Genomic DNA, 17,959 nt, shown 5'->3' on the forward strand with positions numbered 1-17,959 from the left:
TCTCCGTGGGCGATCTGCCCTTTCGGCCAGGCTGTGATCTGACTCATCGTGCTCATCCTCCCAAGATAGCCGAAATCGGGCCGCGAACGAAGTACAGGACGAATCCGGCTGAGACGACCCACAGAAGCCAGTGGACATCACGACCGCGCTTGCTCATGGCGTGGATGAGCGCCCAGGAGATGAATCCGACGCCGATGCCGTTGGCGATCGAGTAGGTCAGCGGCATCGTGACCATGGTGAGGAAGACCGGCAGCGAGGTGCGGAAATCGCTCATGTCGATCTCGCGGATCTGAGTGACCATCATGGCTCCGACGACGACGAGCGCTGCGGCTCCGGCTTCCATCGGGATGACGGCGATGAGCGGGGAGAAGAACATCGACAGCAGGAACAGCACTCCGGTGATGCAGGCGGCGAGCCCTGTCCTCGCACCCTCGGCGATGCCGGCAGCGGCGTCGACGAAAACGGTGTTCGACGACGCAGAGGCTCCACCTCCGGCGACGGCGCCGAGGCCCTCGACGACGAAGGCTCCGCGGATGCGGGGGAACATTCCGTCCGAGGTCTGCAGGCCGGCGCTGCGAGCCAGTCCGGTCATGGTGCCCATAGCGTCGAAGAAGTTCGTGAACACGAGGGTGAACACGAGCATCGTGGCGGCGAGGACGCCGACATGCTGGAAGCCGCCGATGAGGTCGAAGGACCCGACGAGACTGAAGTCGGGGGCGGCGACGACCTGCTTGGGGAACTCCGGAGCCGCGAGATTCCAGCCCAGCGGATCCGGGTCCACCGGGTCGCCGACAGTGCCGAGCTTCGCGAACGCCTGGATGACGATCGCGAGGATCGTCGCCACGACGATGCCGATGAGGATACCGCCCGGGACATTGCGCGCCACGAGGATGCCGATGAGGATCAGCGCCACGACGAAGACGAGCGTCGGCAGTGAAGCGATGGACCCGTCCTGCCCCAGCTGGACCGGCGGACCCGACGGGGTGCGGGTGACGAATCCGGAGTTGACGAAGCCGATGAAGGCGATGAAGAGCCCGATGCCGACGGTGATCGCCACCTTGAGGGCATGCGGGACGGCATTGAAGATCGCCGTGCGGATGCCCGTGGCTCCCAGAATGACGATGATGACACCGTTGATGACCACGAGCCCCATCGCATCGGCCCAGGTGACTTCCTGGACCACGGAGACTGCGAGGAAGCTGTTCATGCCCAGGCCCGCAGCGAGTGCGAACGGCAGCCGGGCCACGACGCCGAAGAGGATCGTGATGACACCGGCGACGAGGCCGGTCACCGCGGTCAGCTGAGCGAAGTCGAGGCTGCCGCCGGCCACGTCCTCGGAACCGCCGAGGATGAGCGGGTTGAGCACAACGATGTAGGCCATCGCGACGAAGGCGACGAGACCTCCGCGGATCTCCTGTCTGATCGTCGAGCCGCGAGCTGTGATTTCGAAGAACTTGTCGAGCAGGCCGGGACTTCCGGTGCTCTCGGGGGCAGTTGTCGTATTCCGCCCTTCGTCTTTGTCAGCCATTTTCATGGACCACCTCAGGTTGTTCGATTTGGTCAGTCGCCGACATCATTGTCGCCGACCCTGCGCCTTGAACGTGCGCAATGAAGCAGACTAGCCATCGGTCCGGGACCGAAGCCGGAATTTCCACATCCCGGAAAGCTTTTTCTGTTTCATCGAGTCAGTCTGGCCGCTCGACCATCGTGTGTCAATCATCACATTTCCCGCCGTCTCGGCGCGAGCCCGCCTCGGACCAGGCCGCGAACAGACGAAAACCCCTGACCGGACGGAGCCGGTCAGGGGTTCCACATGGCGGTGGCGGTGGGATTTGAACCCACGGTAGGGGGTTGCCCTACACGACATTTCGAGTGTCGCACCTTCGGCCGCTCGGACACGCCACCGCCGACAACTGTACAGCGGTGCACTTTCCGCGGCCAAATCGAGTCAGCGTGAGGTGGGCCACGTCAGCACGGGCCCCTGGGAGTCAGTCATCGCCGAGCTGAGAAGAACTCCCGCAGCAGGTCCGCGCTCTCCGCCGCCCGCACCCCGGACCTCACCGTCGGATGGTGGAGTGCGGCACGGTCGCGCAGCAGATCCCAGACCGAACCGACGGCGCCGGCCTTGTCGTCGAAGGCACCGAAGACGACCCGGGAGATGCGGGAGCCGACGAGGGCGCCGGCGCACATCGCGCACGGTTCCAAGGTGACGACGAGCGTGGCATCGTCGAGGCGCCAGCGACCGGTGGTCGTCGCGGCCTCGGCGATGGCCATGAGTTCGGCATGGCCGAGCGGATCGGCGTCGACTTCGCGGCGATTGTGACCGCGCCCGATAACAGTGCCGACCCGGTCGAGGACGACGGCCCCGACGGGAACGTCGTCATGAGCGGGCGCCCGCGCCGCCTCGGCGAGGGCGAGTCCCATCCATTCGAACAGCTGCGCCTCGTCCGCATCTGGGGAAGCCGGGTTCAGCGTGCGGCCTCGAGCTGGTCGGCGAAGCCGACGGTCTCACCGACGTGGGCGACGACGCGAGCCGGGTCGGAACGGTACGCCTCGACCTGCTCGATGAGGGTCGCGGCAGACACTCCCCGATCGGCGTAGATGTCGGCGTCCCCTCCCCATTCGGCGTCGGGGTCGAGCTCGAGCATCTCGACCTCGTCTTCCTCGTCCTCATCCTCGGCGGCCTCATCCACGTCGATGCCGAAGTCCTCTTCGGGCTCGGCCTCATAGGCGTCGGGCCGGGAGTCGAGGAAGTCGGCGAAGATCTCTGCGAACGGGCTCGCCTCGACGGCGACGAGATCGGAGAGGAAGACCTTGACCTCGTTGTCCGCGCACAGGCGCACGAGGCCGAACCATTCGTCTTCGTGTTCGATGACGGCCACGGCCTCGCCGTCATCACCTGCCGCTCCGCGCATCGTGTCGACGAGATCGTCGAGGTCGGAGGCATCGCGGACGTCGACATCGAGGGCACGGTAGCCATCGCCGGAATCGGTCAGGATCTCAGTGAAGTACGACATGCCTCCATTGTGAACGCTTCGCCGCGTGTTGACCACTGCCGGGGGCACCGAGTTCTCCCGTACCATTTGGGTATGCATCTTCACGTAGCCGATCACCCGCTCATCGCCCATAAACTCACTGCCCTGCGCGATCGGAACGCGGACTCCGCCCGCTTCCGCCAGCTCACCGAAGAGCTCGTCATGCTGCTGGCCTACGAGGCGACTCGGTCGGTGGCGGTCGAAGACAAGGAGATCTCGACCCCCGTGTCGACATTCACCGGCACCCGCATCGCCGAGCCCCGCCCCATCGTCGTCCCGATCCTGCGCGCCGGCCTGGGCATGCTCGACGGGATGCTGCGCATCCTGCCCACCGCCGAGGTGGGCTTCCTCGGCATGGTCCGCGATGAGACGACGTTCGAGCCCAGCGCCTATGCCGATCGGCTGCCCGACGACCTCACGGGCCGGCAGATCTTCGTCGTCGACCCGATGCTCGCCACCGGCGGCACCCTGGCCATGGCGATCGATTTCCTCCTCGCCCGCGGTGCTCGCGACGTCACCGCCGTGTGTCTCGTCTCCGCCCCCGAGGGGGTGCGCCGCATCGAAGCCGACTACAGCGATGCCGCGGAAGTGAAGATCTACACGGCCGCGCTCGATGAGAAGCTCAACGAGAAGGGCTACATCATCCCCGGCCTCGGCGATGCCGGGGACCGGATGTACGGAATCGTCGACTGACCCCGCACGGAGGCGATGTCGGCTGACACCCCGCGGGCGAAGGAGCCCGCCGATGACGGGTTCGACGGGCCGCCTCGGCGAGCGTTTCGTCATAAACCGTCACAGTCGTCTCATTTTCGGCCGTTGCATTGCAGCGCCAGCGCAATGTGACAAATAATGAAGCCATGACTTCAGTGATCGAACTACAGCGAATGCCTGCGGCAGCCATGTGCATGCCCTGCGTTCGTGGTCGGTGATCGCCCTCCCGCTGTCCGGCCCCGAACGAGTAGACGCAAGCAGCGGACTCATTCAGTCATCTCGATCCGATGATCGGAGCAAAGGACAGTCATGCCGAATCCAGAACCCGCCTACGTCCACCCACGCAGTGCCGTGGCCACTCGACGTGCAGGAGCCAGGTTGAGCGCAGTCGACCCGCAGAACCCCCCGCACACCTATGGGCCGGCCGGGGTCGTTCCCTCCCCGAAGGCCGCTCGCGGAATCATCGTCTACATCGGACTCGACGAGTCCAAGGCCGCCGCCGACGGCACGAACCTCTCGGCCATCGCCGGTGAGCTGCAGGCCTATGCGAAGGAACTGGCCAGCCAGGCCGAGACCCAGGCCGTCATCGCCTTGGCCCCGGAGGGCCGCGGCAGCGACATCGACGCCGTCCGGGCCGTGGCCACCGGTTCCCCGGCCGCCACCGGCGCCCCGGCCGCCACACACGGCCCCGTGCGCTCGCGGATTCCCAACCGCATCCACCCGCCGACGCTGCGGGACGAGACTGCGCCGGCGGCTCCCGCACCGCGCGGTTTCGGAGGCCGTGCCGGAGACGCCTACACGCATGCCGCATCCGAACGTCTGCGCATCGACATCCCCCGCCGGGAGGTCCGCGTCGACGGTGACCTCGTCGATGTCACGACGAAGGAATTCGATCTGCTCGCCACCCTCGTCACGCATGCGGATGAGACCCTGCCGCGCGAAGACCTCATCAGCGCCGTGTGGTCCGGCGGCGAAGTCCCCGACGAACGCACCGTGGACGTCCACATCCGGCGACTGCGGCGCCGCCTCGGCGAATATGCCTCGGTGGTGCGCACCATGCGGGGTTCGGGCTACCGATACGACACCCACCCGGATGTCACGGTGTGGAGCGCCACCGCGCGTCACTGACGCGGTGGCGGCAGCGTCCGCACCGGGCGCGAGCTGACTGTGAGACGCATCGCACCACCCACCCAGCCTGGGGCCAGACTTCCCGGTTAAGATCGTTGATCGATGAACCAGGCATATTCTTCACCGCGCAGACGGCACAGTCCCGCAAAGGGCATCACCGCATTGATCTTCGGGATCCTCTATGCGGCGTTCCTGCTTCTCCACGAACTGCTGCCGACGCGGATGGGCATCGCTCTCATCGTCGAATCGGTGCTGCCGTGGACGGGGATCCTCCTCGCGCTCGTGCTGCTGATGTTCCTCATCCGGTTCTCGTGGCTGTCGGCCATCGGGTTCCTCGTGCCGACGCTGGTGTGGACGGGAATGTTCGGTCCGGCGCTGCTGCCCAATGAGGACTCCGGTGAAGCGGATCTGACCGTGGCCACCCACAATGTGGGCGCCCGGATGCCTCAACCCACGGCGGCGGCACAGAATATCGTCGATCACGACCCGGACATCGTCACGATCCAGGAGCTCGAATCCCTGTCGGGCAAGATCATCCACAAAGAGCTCGACTCCTCATTCGCCCACGCACAGGTCCTCGACACCGTCGGCGTGTGGTCGAAGTGGCCGATGTCCGAGCCCGAAGAGGTCGACCTGGGCCTGCAGTGGCCGCGTGCGTTCGCCACAACGGTCTCGACCGACGACGGCGACATCCGCTTCTATGCTGTGCACATGCCCTCGGTGCGGCCGGGACACGAATCGATGCGCAATGCCGCACTGCGTCGTCTGGCCACGAGCGTCGAGACCGACGACGCCGAGCATGTCATCGTCGCCGGTGACTTCAACACGGCATCGACGGACAACAATCTCAAGAGCCTGGTTCCCCCGCTCGAAGACTCCCGCGTACAGGCCCGTGGCGGATTCGGCTTCACCTGGCCTGCCCGGTTCCCCGTGACCCGGCTCGACCACGTCCTCTACCGCGGCTTCGCTGCCACCTCGGACGAGGTGCTCGAACGCGGGTCGAGCGATCACCGCGCCGTCCTGGCCGGGCTCGACCTCAAGTAATCTGCGGGATCGCGAGCTTCCGTTCGAGTGCGCGCTTGTATGCGGGTCCGCAATTCTGTTCGGGCCCACGGGTCATTGCGTGCACACGTTTCAGTTCGTGCACTGTCCGGTCGGCTGCGGGCTGCGGTTGTTCGCTCCGGCCCGCAGTTCGTCGGCGATCTCGGCGCGCGTGAGAGCGTAGCCGGTCTCATCATCGGTGGCGGATCGGGCGAAGACCATGCCGACGACATCGCCCTGATCATCGATGAGCGGGCCGCCCGAATTGCCTTCGCGGACGATTCCACGCAGCGAATACACTTCGCGCACCACCGATTTCGAATCGTAGATGTCGAGACCGCGTGCATTGATCTTCTCTCGCACACGGGTCGGTGAGATCGTGTAGGGACCGTTGGCGGGGAAGCCCACGACCACGGAGTCGTCCCCGGGCCCGAGTCCATCGCCGAAGTCGAGGGCGGGAGCCTGAAGCCCCGGAACACGGAGCACGGCGACGTCGGCTTCGGCCTCGAATCCGACCACCTCGGCGCGGTAGGGCCGGCCCTTTCCTCCCACCTGGACGGCGAGCTCCGAGGACCCGGCCACGACGTGGGCGTTGGTGGCGACGAGTCCGTCCTCATAGACGAATCCCGAGCCTTCGGAACCGGTGGCGCAGGAGGTCGCTGTGGTCGTGATCTTCACGACCGAGTCCTCGACGTCGCGGCCGACGTCGACCACGGCTTCGTCGGGTTCGCCGACGCCGCGGATCTGCTCGGTCTGGCCGGAGAACACCTGCGGGAAGCCCGAGGCGCTCAGTCCTTTGGCGAGACCGCCGAGGGCGCTTTGGGAGGAGTAGGGAATGGTGCGGTCAACGGCTGCGATGACGGCCGAGTCGGCGACCCACCGGTTGGGGTCGACGAGCGGGGTGGTGCGGATGAAGCCGGCAGCGAGCCAGACGACGAGGATGTAGACGATACCGGCGGTGATGGTGCCGCCGATGGCGTCGATGCCCTGTCCGAGCTCGGAATCCATTGAGCGTCTGATCCATGCGCCGATGCCGCTGCCGGCGAAGGCGAAGAGGACGCTGAGGACCAGCGGCATGGACGCCAGCAGCATGAGCACGCCGGGGTTGTCCATGGCGCTCGTGCCTTCGCTGAGCGTTTCGACGAGCGGGGAGAGCAGCCGACCGAGGATCCAGCCGACGACGAAGCCTGCCGCGGTGCCGAGCCCGGTGATGAATCCTTGGCGGAAACCGGCGAAGAGCGCGCCGACGCCGAAGATGATGAGGAGGATGTCGAGGACTGTCACCGGACGAACTTACCGAACCGTCCGCTTGGAGGCGGCGAGCAGTCTGTCTCGGGCGTCGGCGAACTGCTGGAGTTCGGCCCGCTCGATCTTGCGTTCCTGATCGCCGCCGATGCCTGCCAACACTCGCATGCGGGTCGTCGACAGCTTTCCCGAGGTGCGGATCATCGTCTTCATCTCGTCCTTGCCGCCCGGGAAGGATTTCGCCCACTGACGGCCGTTCTTCCGCCCCTTCCAGGTGCCGAGCATGTCGACTTCAGCGTGAGTGAGCCAGCCGGAGTTCGCGTAGTCGCCGAGCATGTTCTGTGTGTGGATGCGTTCGCTGCGGCGCAGGACGAGTCCGAGCGTCACCCAGGCGGCAGAGAGGATGACGCTGATGACGATGAGGCCGATGATCTGGATGAGCGGTCCGATGAGACTGAACAGCGACATCGAGGCGTTCCAGAAACCGTGCAGGACCATGCCGAGGACGAGGCCGGGCAGCCACATGAGGATCAGCGACCACCAGGGCCATTTGCGGGCGGCGAAGCCGATGGACACTCCCGCACAGGTCGAGAACGTCGTATGCAGCAGCGGCGAACCGATGCAGCGCAGGAGGAATGTCCATTTCAGCGCATCGAGCTGACCGTCGTTCCATGACTGGCCGAGATAGAGGATGTTCTCCGTGAAGGCGAAACCTGCGCCGATGAGGGCGCCGTAGACGAGCCCGTCGAGAGGACCCTCGAAGTACCGGCGGGCGGCGAGGACGATGACGAGCAGGAGGACGGTCTTCGTCGATTCCTCGAGGATCGGGGCCTGGATGACCGCACCGATGACGTCGGGAACCCCGTTGATGCCGACCAGGTAGAGCGCGATGTCGCCGACGAGCGAGAAGCCGAGGGTGAGGATGACCGCAGCGACGGCGCCCCAGAGCAGGCAGATGCCGAGGATGAGTTTCGGCTGCGGTTTCCACCGGTCGAGCCAGAGCACATAGGAGATGATGCCGACGAGCGGGATCGCTGAGAGCCCGATGAGGGCGAACAGTCGTGCCCCGAAGCTCAGTCCGCCGAGGAGCGCAAGGCCGCCCAGTCCGACGAGGAGGATGCCGAGGACGAGGACGGCGGCGACGAGCCGGATGATGTTGCCGGTCGAATCGGGTGCGGTCTCCGGCTGTGCTTTCCGCACGGCACCTGTCCACGGGGTCTCGGTGACCACCTGTTGGGGTGCCTGCATCCCGGCCCGGACCCGCATCTCCTGGGTGACTGTCGGGGCGAAGCGCGGCTGCGCGTAGACGCGTGCCTGCACCGGCGGTCGGCCCGGCATCGGCTGCCCGGGCATCATCGGCTGGCCGTGCATCATCGGCTGGCCGTGAGCCGGCTGAGACTGGCCATGCATCATGGGCTGAGGCTGTCCTTGGAAGGAAGGACTGCCCTGGCCCGGCATCGGCTGGCCCTGCATCGGCTGGCCCTGTGCTGGCACAGGCTGAGGTGCCTGCACGCCCGGCATCGGTTGACCCGGTGCAGGCACAGGCTGTGGTGCCTGGGCAGGTACCTGCTGCGGATTCTGCTGGGTGCCTTGAGGCCGAGGTCGGAACCGATCGTTGTTCTGCGGTCGTTGTGACTGCGACTGCGGCGGCACTTGCCCCGGCGGCACTTGGCCCTGCTGCGGCACCTGCGGCTCGGGCGCGGACGGAGCGTTCGGGTTCCGTGGATCCTGCACCTGGGGCGGCTGGGATCGCTGCACTCCGGGTTGGTTCGGACCCTGCGCTCCGGGACCGTTCTGTGCCGACATAGATCGTCCTTCTTCGATGGGGAATGTACCGCTCCCCACAAGTCTATGGTCGAACGTCGTCGGCAGAGACCCGCGCCATGTATCCGTCCAGCAACACTTCAGCCGACTGCCACCTATTGCGAATGTCAGCCGAAATCCGACTCGAACGTATTCGGCTGTGGACAGCAGACGGTTTGACGGCGACTGCTTCGGGCGCTGATGCGGCCGCTTCGGCGCGAAGTCCGACCGGAGGCGCCAGACCCAGGCCACCCCACTCTCCCACCCGGAGACGCCCTGATCATCGTCGACTCGAACGCTGAAACCTGTGGACACAGGACCCCGTTTCCACAGGCGCTCCGACAGCTCTGGCCCAGCGACGGACGTGCCATGTCGAATCGGTCCATGACTACTCTCAGACTCGCATCGCTGCGCACCGCACTGCTCCTCACCGTCCTCACCGTGGCCTCACTCATCGGGCTGGGCCCGGCGATGGCCGCGGGCCCGCCGGTCAGCCTCGGCGAGGTTCCCGTGCTCACCGCGCCGAACGCCTACGGACCGGGCATCTGGCACCATGCGAAGCAGGGCAAGACCTGGTACGGCTCGTATCGGACCTTCCCGGACACCTCGGCCTACTGCATCGATGCGGGGAAGAAGTCTCCGCTGGCGAAGTACTTCAAGGGCGCCGAAGCCGAACAGGTGACTTCGGCCCGCACCGCGTGGGCTCTGCACGAATACGCCGACTCGAAATCGAAGGACGTGCAGGCGGCGCTGAGCGCCATGGCCCGTCTCGACAAGGCACTCCCCCATGATCACAAGGTGCCTCCACAGAAACCGGGCGACCTGGGCAAGAAGTTCGACAGTGCTGCGAAACAGCACTCGACGATCCTTGCGAAGGCGAAGAAGTACGCGGGCCCGTACACGCTCGATATCAGCCTCGAACCAGTCCTGCAGATGCCCGTGCTCGAGCCCTATGCGGTCGCGGAGTCCTCCTCTTCTCCTGACTCCGAGACACCTGACTCCGACACGCCTGAACCCGAGCCTGATACCGACAAGGGCAAGATCCTCGGCACCCCCACCGACGAGGCGACGCTGACGATCTCGCTGACCAGCGCCTCCGGAGCACAGGTTCCCGATGTCCCCATCACGCTCCAGGCGGCCGGGGCGAAAGACGTCCCGACGACGCTGACCACCGGGGATGAAGCCGTGACTACGACGCTGCAGGCGAGCGCCCCCGGCACCCTGTCGGTCACCGCCTCCGCGAAGGTCGCCCCGCAGACCGTGCGCGTCTTCGAACCGACTTCGGGCACCCGGGTCCAGCGGGTCATCACCCCTGACAGTCCCGCAGAAGTCGCGGACAAGGCGACCCTCGAACTGAGTTCCCAGCCGAAGGTGACCACCGAGATCTCGGACCAGACTCCGACGCCCGGCGATGCCGTCACCGATGAGTTCACCGTCTCCGGACTCATCGGCGACCACACCGTCACTGTCGAACACACTCTGTGGCAGACAGCTGCACGACCGACACTGGGCACGAAGAACGACGATGCCCGCGCGATCGGGTCCGTGACCTCGAAGAAGGTCGGCAACGGCACGCACACCTCCGATGAGATCAGTGTGCCGGAGGATTTCCGCGGCTGGCTGTACTTCACCGAGACGATCGCCGGGGACACGGCAACGAAGGAATGGAAGGGCATCCACGGTCAGCCCCGCGAGACCGGATTCGTCCCCTGGACTCCGCAGGCCGACACCGAGGCGGTGCTCGAGGGAACATCGACCCACGACGAGGTGGCTGTGACCGGGTTGCACCCCGGATCCGAAGCCGTGCTCACCGTCACCACCTACCACGTGGAGGATGAGCCCGAGCAGTCCGCGAAGCCCGACGGCGAGGAACTGTCCGTGCAGGACTTCACCGTCGTCGCCGACGCTGACGGTCACGCCGAGGTGAGCACCGAAGCCATCGACATGCCGGTCGGGTGGGTCACCTATGTGACAGAGATCGCGGGCAGCGATGTCAACGCGGCATGGACGAGCGACTGGGGCGTCCCGGCCGAGACCGTGCACCGTCCGCCCGAGGAGAAGCCGAGCACCCCGCCGGCACCACCGGAGAAACCCAGCACTCCGCCGGAATCCCCGGCCCCGCCTGAGCAGCCGACGACTCCCCCAGCGCCTCCCGAGCAGCCTGAGCAGCCCGCGGCCCCGAAGAAGCCGCAGACCCCACCGGTCGCACCGGTTGCCGAGACCCCGGCGGCCCCGGGCCCACCGGCCGAACTGCCTCGCACCGGCGCCACGGGCAATGGAATGCTCATCGGCATGGGCATCGTCCTCGTCGGCCTCGGCTCCACGGTCCTGCTCCTGACAGGTCGCAGCCGCGACAAGGAATGAGGCCGACGGCAAATGCACTTCACCCCCGACCGCATGTTCGCGGACGGGGGTGAGGTGTGCTCAGTCCTGGACCCAGGTCTTCGCCCAGGCTCGGGCACCGTTCATCATCAGTCCGACATCGGCGCCGACGAGGACGAACGAGGCCCCGGCATCCAAGTACTTCTGCGCCTGCTCCGGATCGAAGGCATTGACGCCGACGGGTTTGCCCGCCGCCTTCACCGCCTCGAAGGTCCTGGCCACCGCGTCCGTGACATCCGGATGCGTCTGCTGGCCGAGCAGCCCCATCGACGCCGCCAGGTCGGAGGGCCCGACGAAGATCTGGTCGATGCCCTCGACGGCGGCGATCTCCGCAGCATTGTCGACCGCGGTCGCCGATTCGATCTGGACGGTCAGAGACACGAACTCCGCGGCCCGCGTCAGGTACCCGTCCACAGCGTTCCACCGGGAGACCCTGGCCAGGGCCGAACCGACCCCGCGCACACCCCTCGGCGGATAGTGCATGGCCGCCACAGCCGCCTCGGCGTCGGCTTTCGTGTCGATCATCGGAACGAGCAGGTTCTGCGCACCGAGGTCGAGGTACTGCTTGATGAGCACCCGATCGTTGACCGGCACCCGGACCACGGCGGTGGCCGGATAGCCGTTCATCGCCTGCAGCAGACTCACCGTGGTCTCGAGTCCGATCGGCGAATGCTCGGCGTCGATGAGCACCCACTGCATTCCGGAGGCTGCCGCAATCTCGGCGGCCACGGGCGAACCCGAGCACACCCACATCCCGGCCAGGTGCTGTCCTTCGTCGAGGCCAGCGACCCGGTCGGCGAAGGTCTGCGGAAGTTCTACGCGAAACGACATGTGATGACTCCCAGTTCTCCGTAGTCGGCGTGGACGGTGTCGCCGGGATGGACCCACATGGGGCGGGTGAACGACCCGGCCAGCACCGTCTCCCCGGCCTGCAGCACATGGCCGTGTTCGGCGAGTTTGTTCGCCAGCCACACGATGCCGCGGGCCGGATGATCGAGCACGGCGGCGGCGACCCCGGAGTCCTCGATCGTCTCATTGCGGTAGAGCAGCGCATTGACCCGGCGCAGATCCACGGCATCGACGGCGACCGGCCGCCCGCCGAGGACCATCGCACCCAACGCCGCATTGTCCGAAATGGTGTCGACGATCGTGCGCCCTTCCATCTCGATGCGCGAGGACAGGACCTCGAGCGCCGGGATGACGTATTCGGTGGCGCGGAGGACGTCGAAGAGGCTGACATCGGGTCCGCGCAGCTCGTCCTTCAGCACGAAGGCGAGTTCGACTTCGATGCGCACCCCCGAATACTTCGAGTGATCGATCACGGACCCGGTGTCATAGACCTGGTCGGCGAAGATCGCCCCGTAGTCGGGTTCGCTGATGCCGGTGGCCTGCTGCATCGGCTTCGAGGTCAGTCCGATCTTGTGGCCAAAGAGCCGTCTGCCCTCGGCCTCTCCGCGGCGGCGCCATTCGTTCTGCACCGCGTAGGAGTCCTCAACGGTCATGTCCGGGTACTTCGCGGTGAGCAGACCGATCTTCGACCGGGTCCGCTCGGCTTCCGCGAGATCGTCGGCGATGGCCGCGATCGTCGTCTCATCGAGCATTGTCATCCTCTCTGCGCTGTGGCCGGCAGTCGGTCACAGCTGGTGACCGAGCTTGAACTCGTCCTCGCCGTCATCGGCTCCCGAGCGGGCACCGAACTTCGAGTCCGCGTCCTCACGCCGGGTGTAGGAGAACCCGTCGGCGCCGATGGTCACTTCCATCTCGGAGTCGTCGGTGCGTTCGAGGACCGGCATCGGCGCCCCGTCGAGGTCGAGCACGAGCGAGGCATCGGTGTACCAGGAGGGCACGACCGGGTTGCCCCACCAGTCGCGACGCTGATTGTCGTGGACGTCCCAGGTCACGCGCGGGTTGTCGGGGTCACCGGTGTAGTAGTCCTGGGTGTAGATCTCGATCCGGTGCCCGTCCGGGTCACGCAGGTAGAGGTAGAAGGCGTTCGAGACGCCGTGGCGTCCGGGTCCGCGCTCGATCGAGTCCGACAGTCGCAGCGCACCGAGCTTGTCGCAGATGGCGAGGATGTTGTGCTTCTCATGCGTGGCGAAGGCGACATGGTGCATGCGCGGGCCGTCACCGCCGGTCATCGCGGTGTCGTGGACGGTCGGTTTGCGACGCATCCACGCCGCATAGACGGTGCCCTCGGAGTCCTGGATGTCCTCGGTCACACGGAAGCCGAGCTTCTCCATGTAGTCCACGGCCTTCGGCACGTCCGGGGTGACCTGGTTGAAGTGGTCGAGCCGGACGAGCGCTCCCGGCGAGTACAGGTCGTAGCGCCAGGCCAGGCGCTCGACATGCTCGACCTCATAGAAGAACTCGTAGGGGAAGCCCAACGGGTCCTGCACGCGCACCGAATCGCCGATGCCGCGCACGAAGCCGTCCTTGCTGCGGCGGACTTCGCAGCCGAGCTCGCGGTAGTACGCTTCGGCGCGGTCGACGTCTTCGGGGGTGCGCACGCGGTAGGAGAACGCGGCCGCGGCGGCGACCGGCCCCTGCCGCAGCACGAGGTTGTGGTGGATGAATTCCTCCATCGAGCGCAGGTAGACGGTGTTCTCGTCCTCCTCGGTGACCTGCAGGTCGAGCACGTCGACGTAGAAGTCACGCGACTTCTTCAGGTCGGTGACGACGAGTTCCATATACGCGCAGCGCAGGACATCCGGAGCGGGGACGGACGGGGTTGGGATGGCAGTGGACATGGGTTTTCCTTAAAGGGTCAGTGAGTCGAAGGAATGACGGCGGGCGGGATCACTGCTTGCCGAAGACCGGGTTGTGGACCTCGCCGAGGTTGATGTGCACGGACTGCTGTTCCGTGTAGAAGTCGATCGAACGGTAGCCGCCCTCGTGGCCGAGGCCCGAAGCCTTGACTCCGCCGAAGGGGGTGCGCAGGTCACGGACGTTGTTCGAGTTCAACCACACCATGCCCGACTCGACGGCCTGCGAGAAGTTGTGCGCCCGCTTGAGATCCGAGGTCCAGATGTAGGCGGCCAGACCGTACTTCGTGTTGTTGGCCAGCTCCAGGGCCTCCTCGTCGGAGGAGAAGGGGGTGATGGCGACGACGGGCCCGAAGATCTCCTCCTGGAAGATCCGAGCATCGGGTCCCACATCGGCGAATACGGTGGGTTCGACGAAGTTGCCGGTCTCGAAGCCGTCCGGCCGTCCGCCGCCGGCGACGAGGCGGGCCTCGGTCTTGCCGATCTCGACGTAGGACATGACCTTCTCGTAGTGCTCGGGGTGGACGAGCGCAGCCACCTCGGTGGTTTCATCCGAGGGCAGACCGACCTTCACACGCTTGGCCTGGGCGGCGTAGCGCTCGACGAACTCGTCGTAGATCGAGTCCTCGACGAGGATGCGCGAACCGGCGGTGCAGCGTTCGCCGTTGAGCGAGAAGACGCCGAAGATCGTGGCGTTGACGGCCGCGTCGAGGTCCGCATCGGCGAAGACCACGGCAGGTGACTTCCCGCCGAGCTCCATCGACAGGCCTTTGAGCCAGGGAGCGGCATTGGCGAAGATCGTCTGCCCGGTCGCCGACTCGCCGGTGAAGGAGATGAGCGGGACGTCCGGGTGTTTGACCAGCGAATCGCCGGCGAAGCCCTCTTCGCCATAGCCGTTGACCATGTTGAAGACACCGGTGGGCAGTCCGGCCTCTTCGAAGATGCCGGGCCAGAGTGAGGCCGAGAGCGGAGTGAACTCGGCGGGCTTGAGCACGACGGTGTTGCCGGTCGCGATCGCCGGTCCCAGCTTCCAGGATTCGAGCATGAACGGAGTGTTCCACGGGGTGATGAGTCCGGCCACGCCGATGGGCTTGCGGTTGACGTAGTTCGCCTGCCGCCCGGGGACCTTGAAGGCATCGTCGACCTGGGCGACGATGAGGTCGGCGAAGAAGCGGAAGTTCTCCGCCGCCCGGGCCGCCTGACCCTTGGCCTGAGTGATCGGCAGACCGGAGTCGAAGGACTCCATCGCGGCGAGCTCGTCCTTGCGGGACTCGACGATATCGGCGATCCGGCCCAGGATGCGGGCGCGCTCACGCGGCAGCATCGTCGGCCACGGGCCCTCATCGAAGGCCTTCTTCGCCGAGGCGACAGCGGCCTCGATGTCGGCCTTCTTACCCGAGGCGGCCTTGATGTAGGGCTCGTTCGTCACCGGATTGAGGACGTCGAATTCGTCCCCGTCGATCGAGTCGACGAACTCGCCGCCGATGTAGTGGCGGATCTTCTCCGGCATATCGGCCGGCGGGGTGATGGACTGTGTCATGACTTGTCCTTTCGTGGTTCTGTGGTCGAAGCGGTGGTCATCTGCAGGTTCTGGTAGCTGTGCAGTGTGGCCGAACGGTGCTCGCGCACGGCCCGTTCGATCTCCTGAGCCGAGGCGCGGGCCCGGATGAGCGCGACGATGCGGGAGTGCTCCTCGACGGATTCGAGCGCCCGTTCGGGCACGAAGGAGAACGTCGAATCCCGCAGGTGCGAGAGCCGATCCCATTCGAGTCCGACGAGGGTGCACAGCCGTTCGTTGGGGCAGCGCCGGTAGAGCGCTTCGTGGAACTCGTGGTTGAGCCGAGTGAATTCGGACGGCTCGAAGTCCGTCAGCAGCACCCGCATCCGATCGTTGATCTCCTCGGCGGCGTCGAGATCAGCGGCGCCGAGGTGGTCCTTGGCCTGGGCGACCGCCGCCCCTTCGAGGATCGCAACGGTGTCCATCGACTGTGCGTAGGAGCCCTGATCGACCATGGCCACGCGGGCGCCGACATTGCGTTCGAAGGTCACGAGCCCATCGGCTTCGAGCCGGCGGATCGCCTCGCGCACCGGCACCACCGAGGTGTCGAGGGCGAGCGCGATCTGCGCGAGCACGAGCTTATGCCCGGGCTGATACGTCTGGTCGGCGACGCGTTCACGGATCCACCGATACGCCGTCTCGGCCTTGCTCAGCGAGGCCGTGGAGGAGGCGGACGCGGGCGACGGGGCGGACGCGGGTGACGGGGTCTCGGTCGTCACCGGGAGGCCTTCCAATCCTCGAATTTCGCCTTCCACTCGCCCTTGGGCGGGAAGAGCCCTTCGATCGGGTTGCCGGCGGCGACCTGGTCGGCCACCCAGCCGTCTTCGATCTCCTTGGCCAGGGCGGCGTCGACGACTTCCTCGGCGAGGTCGCGCGGGATGACGATGGCTCCGTCGTCGTCGGCGACGATGACATCACCGGGCAGGACGGTGGCGTTGCCGCAGGCCACAGCCACGTCCGACTCCCACGGCACGTGGCGGCGGCCGAGCACGGCGGGGTTCTTCGCGGTGGCGAACACAGGCAGGATGCCGGCCACCTCGGCGGAGTCGCGGACTCCCCCGTCGGTGATGACACCGGTGGCGCCGAGTGACTTCGCGCGCAGGGCGAGGATGTCGCCGAGTGTGCCCGAACCGGATTCGCCGCGGGCCTCGATGACGATGACCTCTCCGGGGCGGATGGAGTCGAAGGCCTGCTTCTGCGCGTTGTAGCCGCCGCCGTGGGACTTGAACAGGTCCTCACGATTGGGCACGAAACGCAGAGTCTTCGCGGTCCCGACGACCTTCGCTCCCGGCTGCAGCGGGGCCACGCCTTCGATGACGACATTGTTGAGTCCGCGAGCTCGCAGCTGCGCGGACAGCCCGGCGGTCGGGGCCTCGGTGAGCCTGGCGACGAGATCCTCGCCGAGTCCGCCCTCCACGGTCGCCGCGGCGTCCTCGGCAGGCAGCCCCGCGGCTTCGCGGGAGCCCCACGCGTCGACGGTCAGCGTCTCGTTCACGGCAGGCAGGCTGCCGAGGCTTTCGTCGAATCCGCCGGGGCCCTCGACCACGGTGGTGCTCAGACGACCGGAGCTCAGTTCCCCTCCGTTCGCCGAGGCGGCCGTGACCTCGACCTCGACCGTGTCGCCGGGCGCGACGACCGAGGATCCGGCCGGGGTGCCGGTGAGGATGACGTCGCCGGGTTCGAGGGTGAGGTGCTGGCTGAGGTCGGCGATGATGCGCGGCAGGCTGAAGATGAGCTGTTCGGCACTGGTGCCGTCGTCTTGGACGACTTCGCCGTTGACCCAGGTGCGGATGCGCAGGGATTCGGGGGCCGCCTCGGCGGCGGGGATGAGCTCGGGGCCCAGCGGGGTGTAGCCGTCGCGGCTCTTCGAGCGCACGTTCGATCCCTTGTCCGGGGTCTTCATGTCGTAGAGGCCGAAGTCGTTCGACGCGGTCACTCCGGCCACATGGGACCAGGCATCGGTCTCGGTGATGCCGCGGGCGGCGGTGCCGATGACGATGGCGACCTCCCCTTCGAAGGCGAGCAGCGAGGTTCCGGCCGGCCGCTCGATGGTCTCCCCGGTTCCGGCGACTGAGCTCGCGGTCTTGAGGAAGTAGGACGGCTGCGCGGGACGCTTTCCGCGCTGAGCCGCGCGGGACTCATAGGCCACATGAACGGCAATGATCTTGCCGGGACGGACGGGAACACCAGTTGGAGTCGACATCGATCTCACACCTCATTTCGATTGGCTTCACAATGAATCGTATATGATACGGTTCCCAGCGACAAGTAATCCAGACCACAGAGAATGCGGT

General features: G+C 66.4%; 15 protein-coding genes and 1 tRNA gene. 4 read left to right on the plus strand and 12 right to left on the minus strand.

Annotated features, from left to right (window positions below):
* Positions 1-52: 52 nt before the first annotated feature.
* The 4 genes from EB836_RS01645 to EB836_RS01660 form a co-directional block, all read right to left on the minus strand.
* Entirely contained in the window at positions 53-1,528 is a 1,476-nt protein-coding gene (locus EB836_RS01645) for an NCS2 family permease (RefSeq protein WP_135537509.1), read from the minus strand.
* A 286-nt stretch (positions 1,529-1,814) separates the two neighbouring features.
* Positions 1,815-1,905 (minus strand) — tRNA-Ser (locus tag EB836_RS01650).
* 87 nt (positions 1,906-1,992) lie between these two features.
* Positions 1,993-2,424 (minus strand): nucleoside deaminase, encoded by a 432-nt coding sequence (locus tag EB836_RS01655; protein ID WP_135537361.1) that lies wholly within the window; start codon positions 2,422-2,424, stop codon positions 1,993-1,995.
* A gap of 44 nt (positions 2,425-2,468) precedes the next feature.
* Positions 2,469-3,017, minus strand: a complete 549-nt coding sequence (locus tag EB836_RS01660) for a tRNA adenosine deaminase-associated protein (RefSeq protein ID WP_135537362.1) — start codon at positions 3,015-3,017, stop codon at positions 2,469-2,471.
* A gap of 72 nt (positions 3,018-3,089) precedes the next feature.
* Here EB836_RS01660 and upp point away from each other — a divergent pair, with 72 nt between their 5' ends.
* The 3 genes from upp (at position 3,090) to EB836_RS01675 (ending at position 5,918) form a co-directional block, all read left to right on the plus strand.
* Positions 3,090-3,728, plus strand: a complete 639-nt coding sequence (gene upp, locus EB836_RS01665) for a uracil phosphoribosyltransferase (protein WP_135537363.1) — start codon at positions 3,090-3,092, stop codon at positions 3,726-3,728.
* Positions 3,729-4,055: 327 nt separating this feature from the next.
* The gene (locus EB836_RS01670; RefSeq protein WP_135537364.1) at positions 4,056-4,874 is read left to right on the plus strand and encodes a winged helix-turn-helix domain-containing protein; all 819 of its coding nucleotides are present in this window, start codon (positions 4,056-4,058) and stop codon (positions 4,872-4,874) included.
* Between the two features lie 102 nt (positions 4,875-4,976).
* Positions 4,977-5,918 (plus strand): endonuclease/exonuclease/phosphatase family protein, encoded by a 942-nt coding sequence (locus tag EB836_RS01675; RefSeq protein WP_135537365.1) that lies wholly within the window; start codon positions 4,977-4,979, stop codon positions 5,916-5,918.
* 90 nt (positions 5,919-6,008) lie between these two features.
* Here the strand turns inward: EB836_RS01675 and EB836_RS01680 are convergent, their stop codons facing one another.
* Positions 6,009-7,199: a MarP family serine protease gene (locus tag EB836_RS01680; protein ID WP_135537366.1), complete on the minus strand. Its 1,191-nt coding sequence runs from the start codon at positions 7,197-7,199 to the stop codon at positions 6,009-6,011.
* Positions 7,200-7,208: 9 nt separating this feature from the next.
* Entirely contained in the window at positions 7,209-8,573 is a 1,365-nt protein-coding gene (locus tag EB836_RS01685; protein WP_240689538.1) for a PrsW family intramembrane metalloprotease, read from the minus strand.
* A 774-nt stretch (positions 8,574-9,347) separates the two neighbouring features.
* On the opposite strand from EB836_RS01685, the gene EB836_RS18590 reads away from it, so the two are divergent.
* Positions 9,348-11,327, plus strand: coding sequence for an LPXTG cell wall anchor domain-containing protein (locus tag EB836_RS18590; RefSeq protein ID WP_135537367.1), 1,980 nt, complete (start codon positions 9,348-9,350; stop codon positions 11,325-11,327).
* A gap of 60 nt (positions 11,328-11,387) precedes the next feature.
* On the opposite strand, the gene EB836_RS01695 is transcribed toward EB836_RS18590, so the two are convergent.
* The 6 genes from EB836_RS01695 to EB836_RS01720 all read right to left on the minus strand — a co-directional run bounded on the left by EB836_RS01695 (position 11,388) and on the right by EB836_RS01720 (position 17,868).
* Positions 11,388-12,176, minus strand: coding sequence for an HpcH/HpaI aldolase/citrate lyase family protein (locus EB836_RS01695; protein ID WP_135537368.1), 789 nt, complete (start codon positions 12,174-12,176; stop codon positions 11,388-11,390).
* Positions 12,161-12,946 carry a fumarylacetoacetate hydrolase family protein gene (locus EB836_RS01700; protein ID WP_135537369.1) on the minus strand — a complete coding sequence of 262 codons (786 nt, stop codon included), beginning with the start codon at positions 12,944-12,946 and terminating at the stop codon, positions 12,161-12,163. Before EB836_RS01700 ends, EB836_RS01695 begins: the two co-directional genes overlap by 16 nt.
* 33 nt (positions 12,947-12,979) lie before the next feature.
* Positions 12,980-14,092, minus strand: coding sequence for a 3,4-dihydroxyphenylacetate 2,3-dioxygenase (gene hpaD / locus EB836_RS01705; protein WP_135537370.1), 1,113 nt, complete (start codon positions 14,090-14,092; stop codon positions 12,980-12,982).
* Positions 14,093-14,141: 49 nt separating this feature from the next.
* A complete protein-coding gene (locus EB836_RS01710; protein ID WP_135537371.1) occupies positions 14,142-15,647 on the minus strand; it encodes an aldehyde dehydrogenase in 1,506 nt (501 codons plus the stop codon).
* Entirely contained in the window at positions 15,644-16,318 is a 675-nt protein-coding gene (locus EB836_RS01715) for a GntR family transcriptional regulator (RefSeq protein WP_240689547.1), read from the minus strand. The genes EB836_RS01710 and EB836_RS01715 overlap by 4 nt, the downstream gene beginning before the upstream one ends.
* A gap of 62 nt (positions 16,319-16,380) precedes the next feature.
* Positions 16,381-17,868 (minus strand): fumarylacetoacetate hydrolase family protein, encoded by a 1,488-nt coding sequence (locus tag EB836_RS01720; RefSeq protein WP_135537373.1) that lies wholly within the window; start codon positions 17,866-17,868, stop codon positions 16,381-16,383.
* Between the last annotated feature and the right edge of the window lie 91 nt (positions 17,869-17,959).

It is taken from the genome of Brevibacterium sp. S111, from assembly GCF_004745075.1.
GTDB lineage: Bacteria > Actinomycetota > Actinomycetes > Actinomycetales > Brevibacteriaceae > Brevibacterium.

What these genes read in the sequence shown, in the direction of transcription:
- EB836_RS01645 (WP_135537509.1), bottom strand. Translation starts at nt 1,528, where the DNA reads ATGGCTGACAAAGACGAAGGGCGGAATACGACAACTGCCCCCGAGAGC.
- EB836_RS01655 (WP_135537361.1), bottom strand. Translation starts at nt 2,424, where the DNA reads ATGGGACTCGCCCTCGCCGAGGCGGCGCGGGCGCCCGCTCATGACGAC.
- EB836_RS01660 (WP_135537362.1), bottom strand. Translation starts at nt 3,017, where the DNA reads ATGTCGTACTTCACTGAGATCCTGACCGATTCCGGCGATGGCTACCGT.
- upp (WP_135537363.1), top strand. Translation starts at nt 3,090, where the DNA reads ATGCATCTTCACGTAGCCGATCACCCGCTCATCGCCCATAAACTCACT.
- EB836_RS01670 (WP_135537364.1), top strand. Translation starts at nt 4,056, where the DNA reads ATGCCGAATCCAGAACCCGCCTACGTCCACCCACGCAGTGCCGTGGCC.
- EB836_RS01675 (WP_135537365.1), top strand. Translation starts at nt 4,977, where the DNA reads ATGAACCAGGCATATTCTTCACCGCGCAGACGGCACAGTCCCGCAAAG.
- EB836_RS01685 (WP_240689538.1), bottom strand. Translation starts at nt 8,573, where the DNA reads ATGATGCATGGCCAGTCTCAGCCGGCTCACGGCCAGCCGATGATGCAC.
- EB836_RS18590 (WP_135537367.1), top strand. Translation starts at nt 9,348, where the DNA reads ATGACTACTCTCAGACTCGCATCGCTGCGCACCGCACTGCTCCTCACC.
- EB836_RS01695 (WP_135537368.1), bottom strand. Translation starts at nt 12,176, where the DNA reads ATGTCGTTTCGCGTAGAACTTCCGCAGACCTTCGCCGACCGGGTCGCT.
- EB836_RS01700 (WP_135537369.1), bottom strand. Translation starts at nt 12,946, where the DNA reads ATGCTCGATGAGACGACGATCGCGGCCATCGCCGACGATCTCGCGGAA.
- hpaD (WP_135537370.1), bottom strand. Translation starts at nt 14,092, where the DNA reads ATGTCCACTGCCATCCCAACCCCGTCCGTCCCCGCTCCGGATGTCCTG.
- EB836_RS01710 (WP_135537371.1), bottom strand. Translation starts at nt 15,647, where the DNA reads ATGACACAGTCCATCACCCCGCCGGCCGATATGCCGGAGAAGATCCGC.
- EB836_RS01720 (WP_135537373.1), bottom strand. Translation starts at nt 17,868, where the DNA reads ATGTCGACTCCAACTGGTGTTCCCGTCCGTCCCGGCAAGATCATTGCC.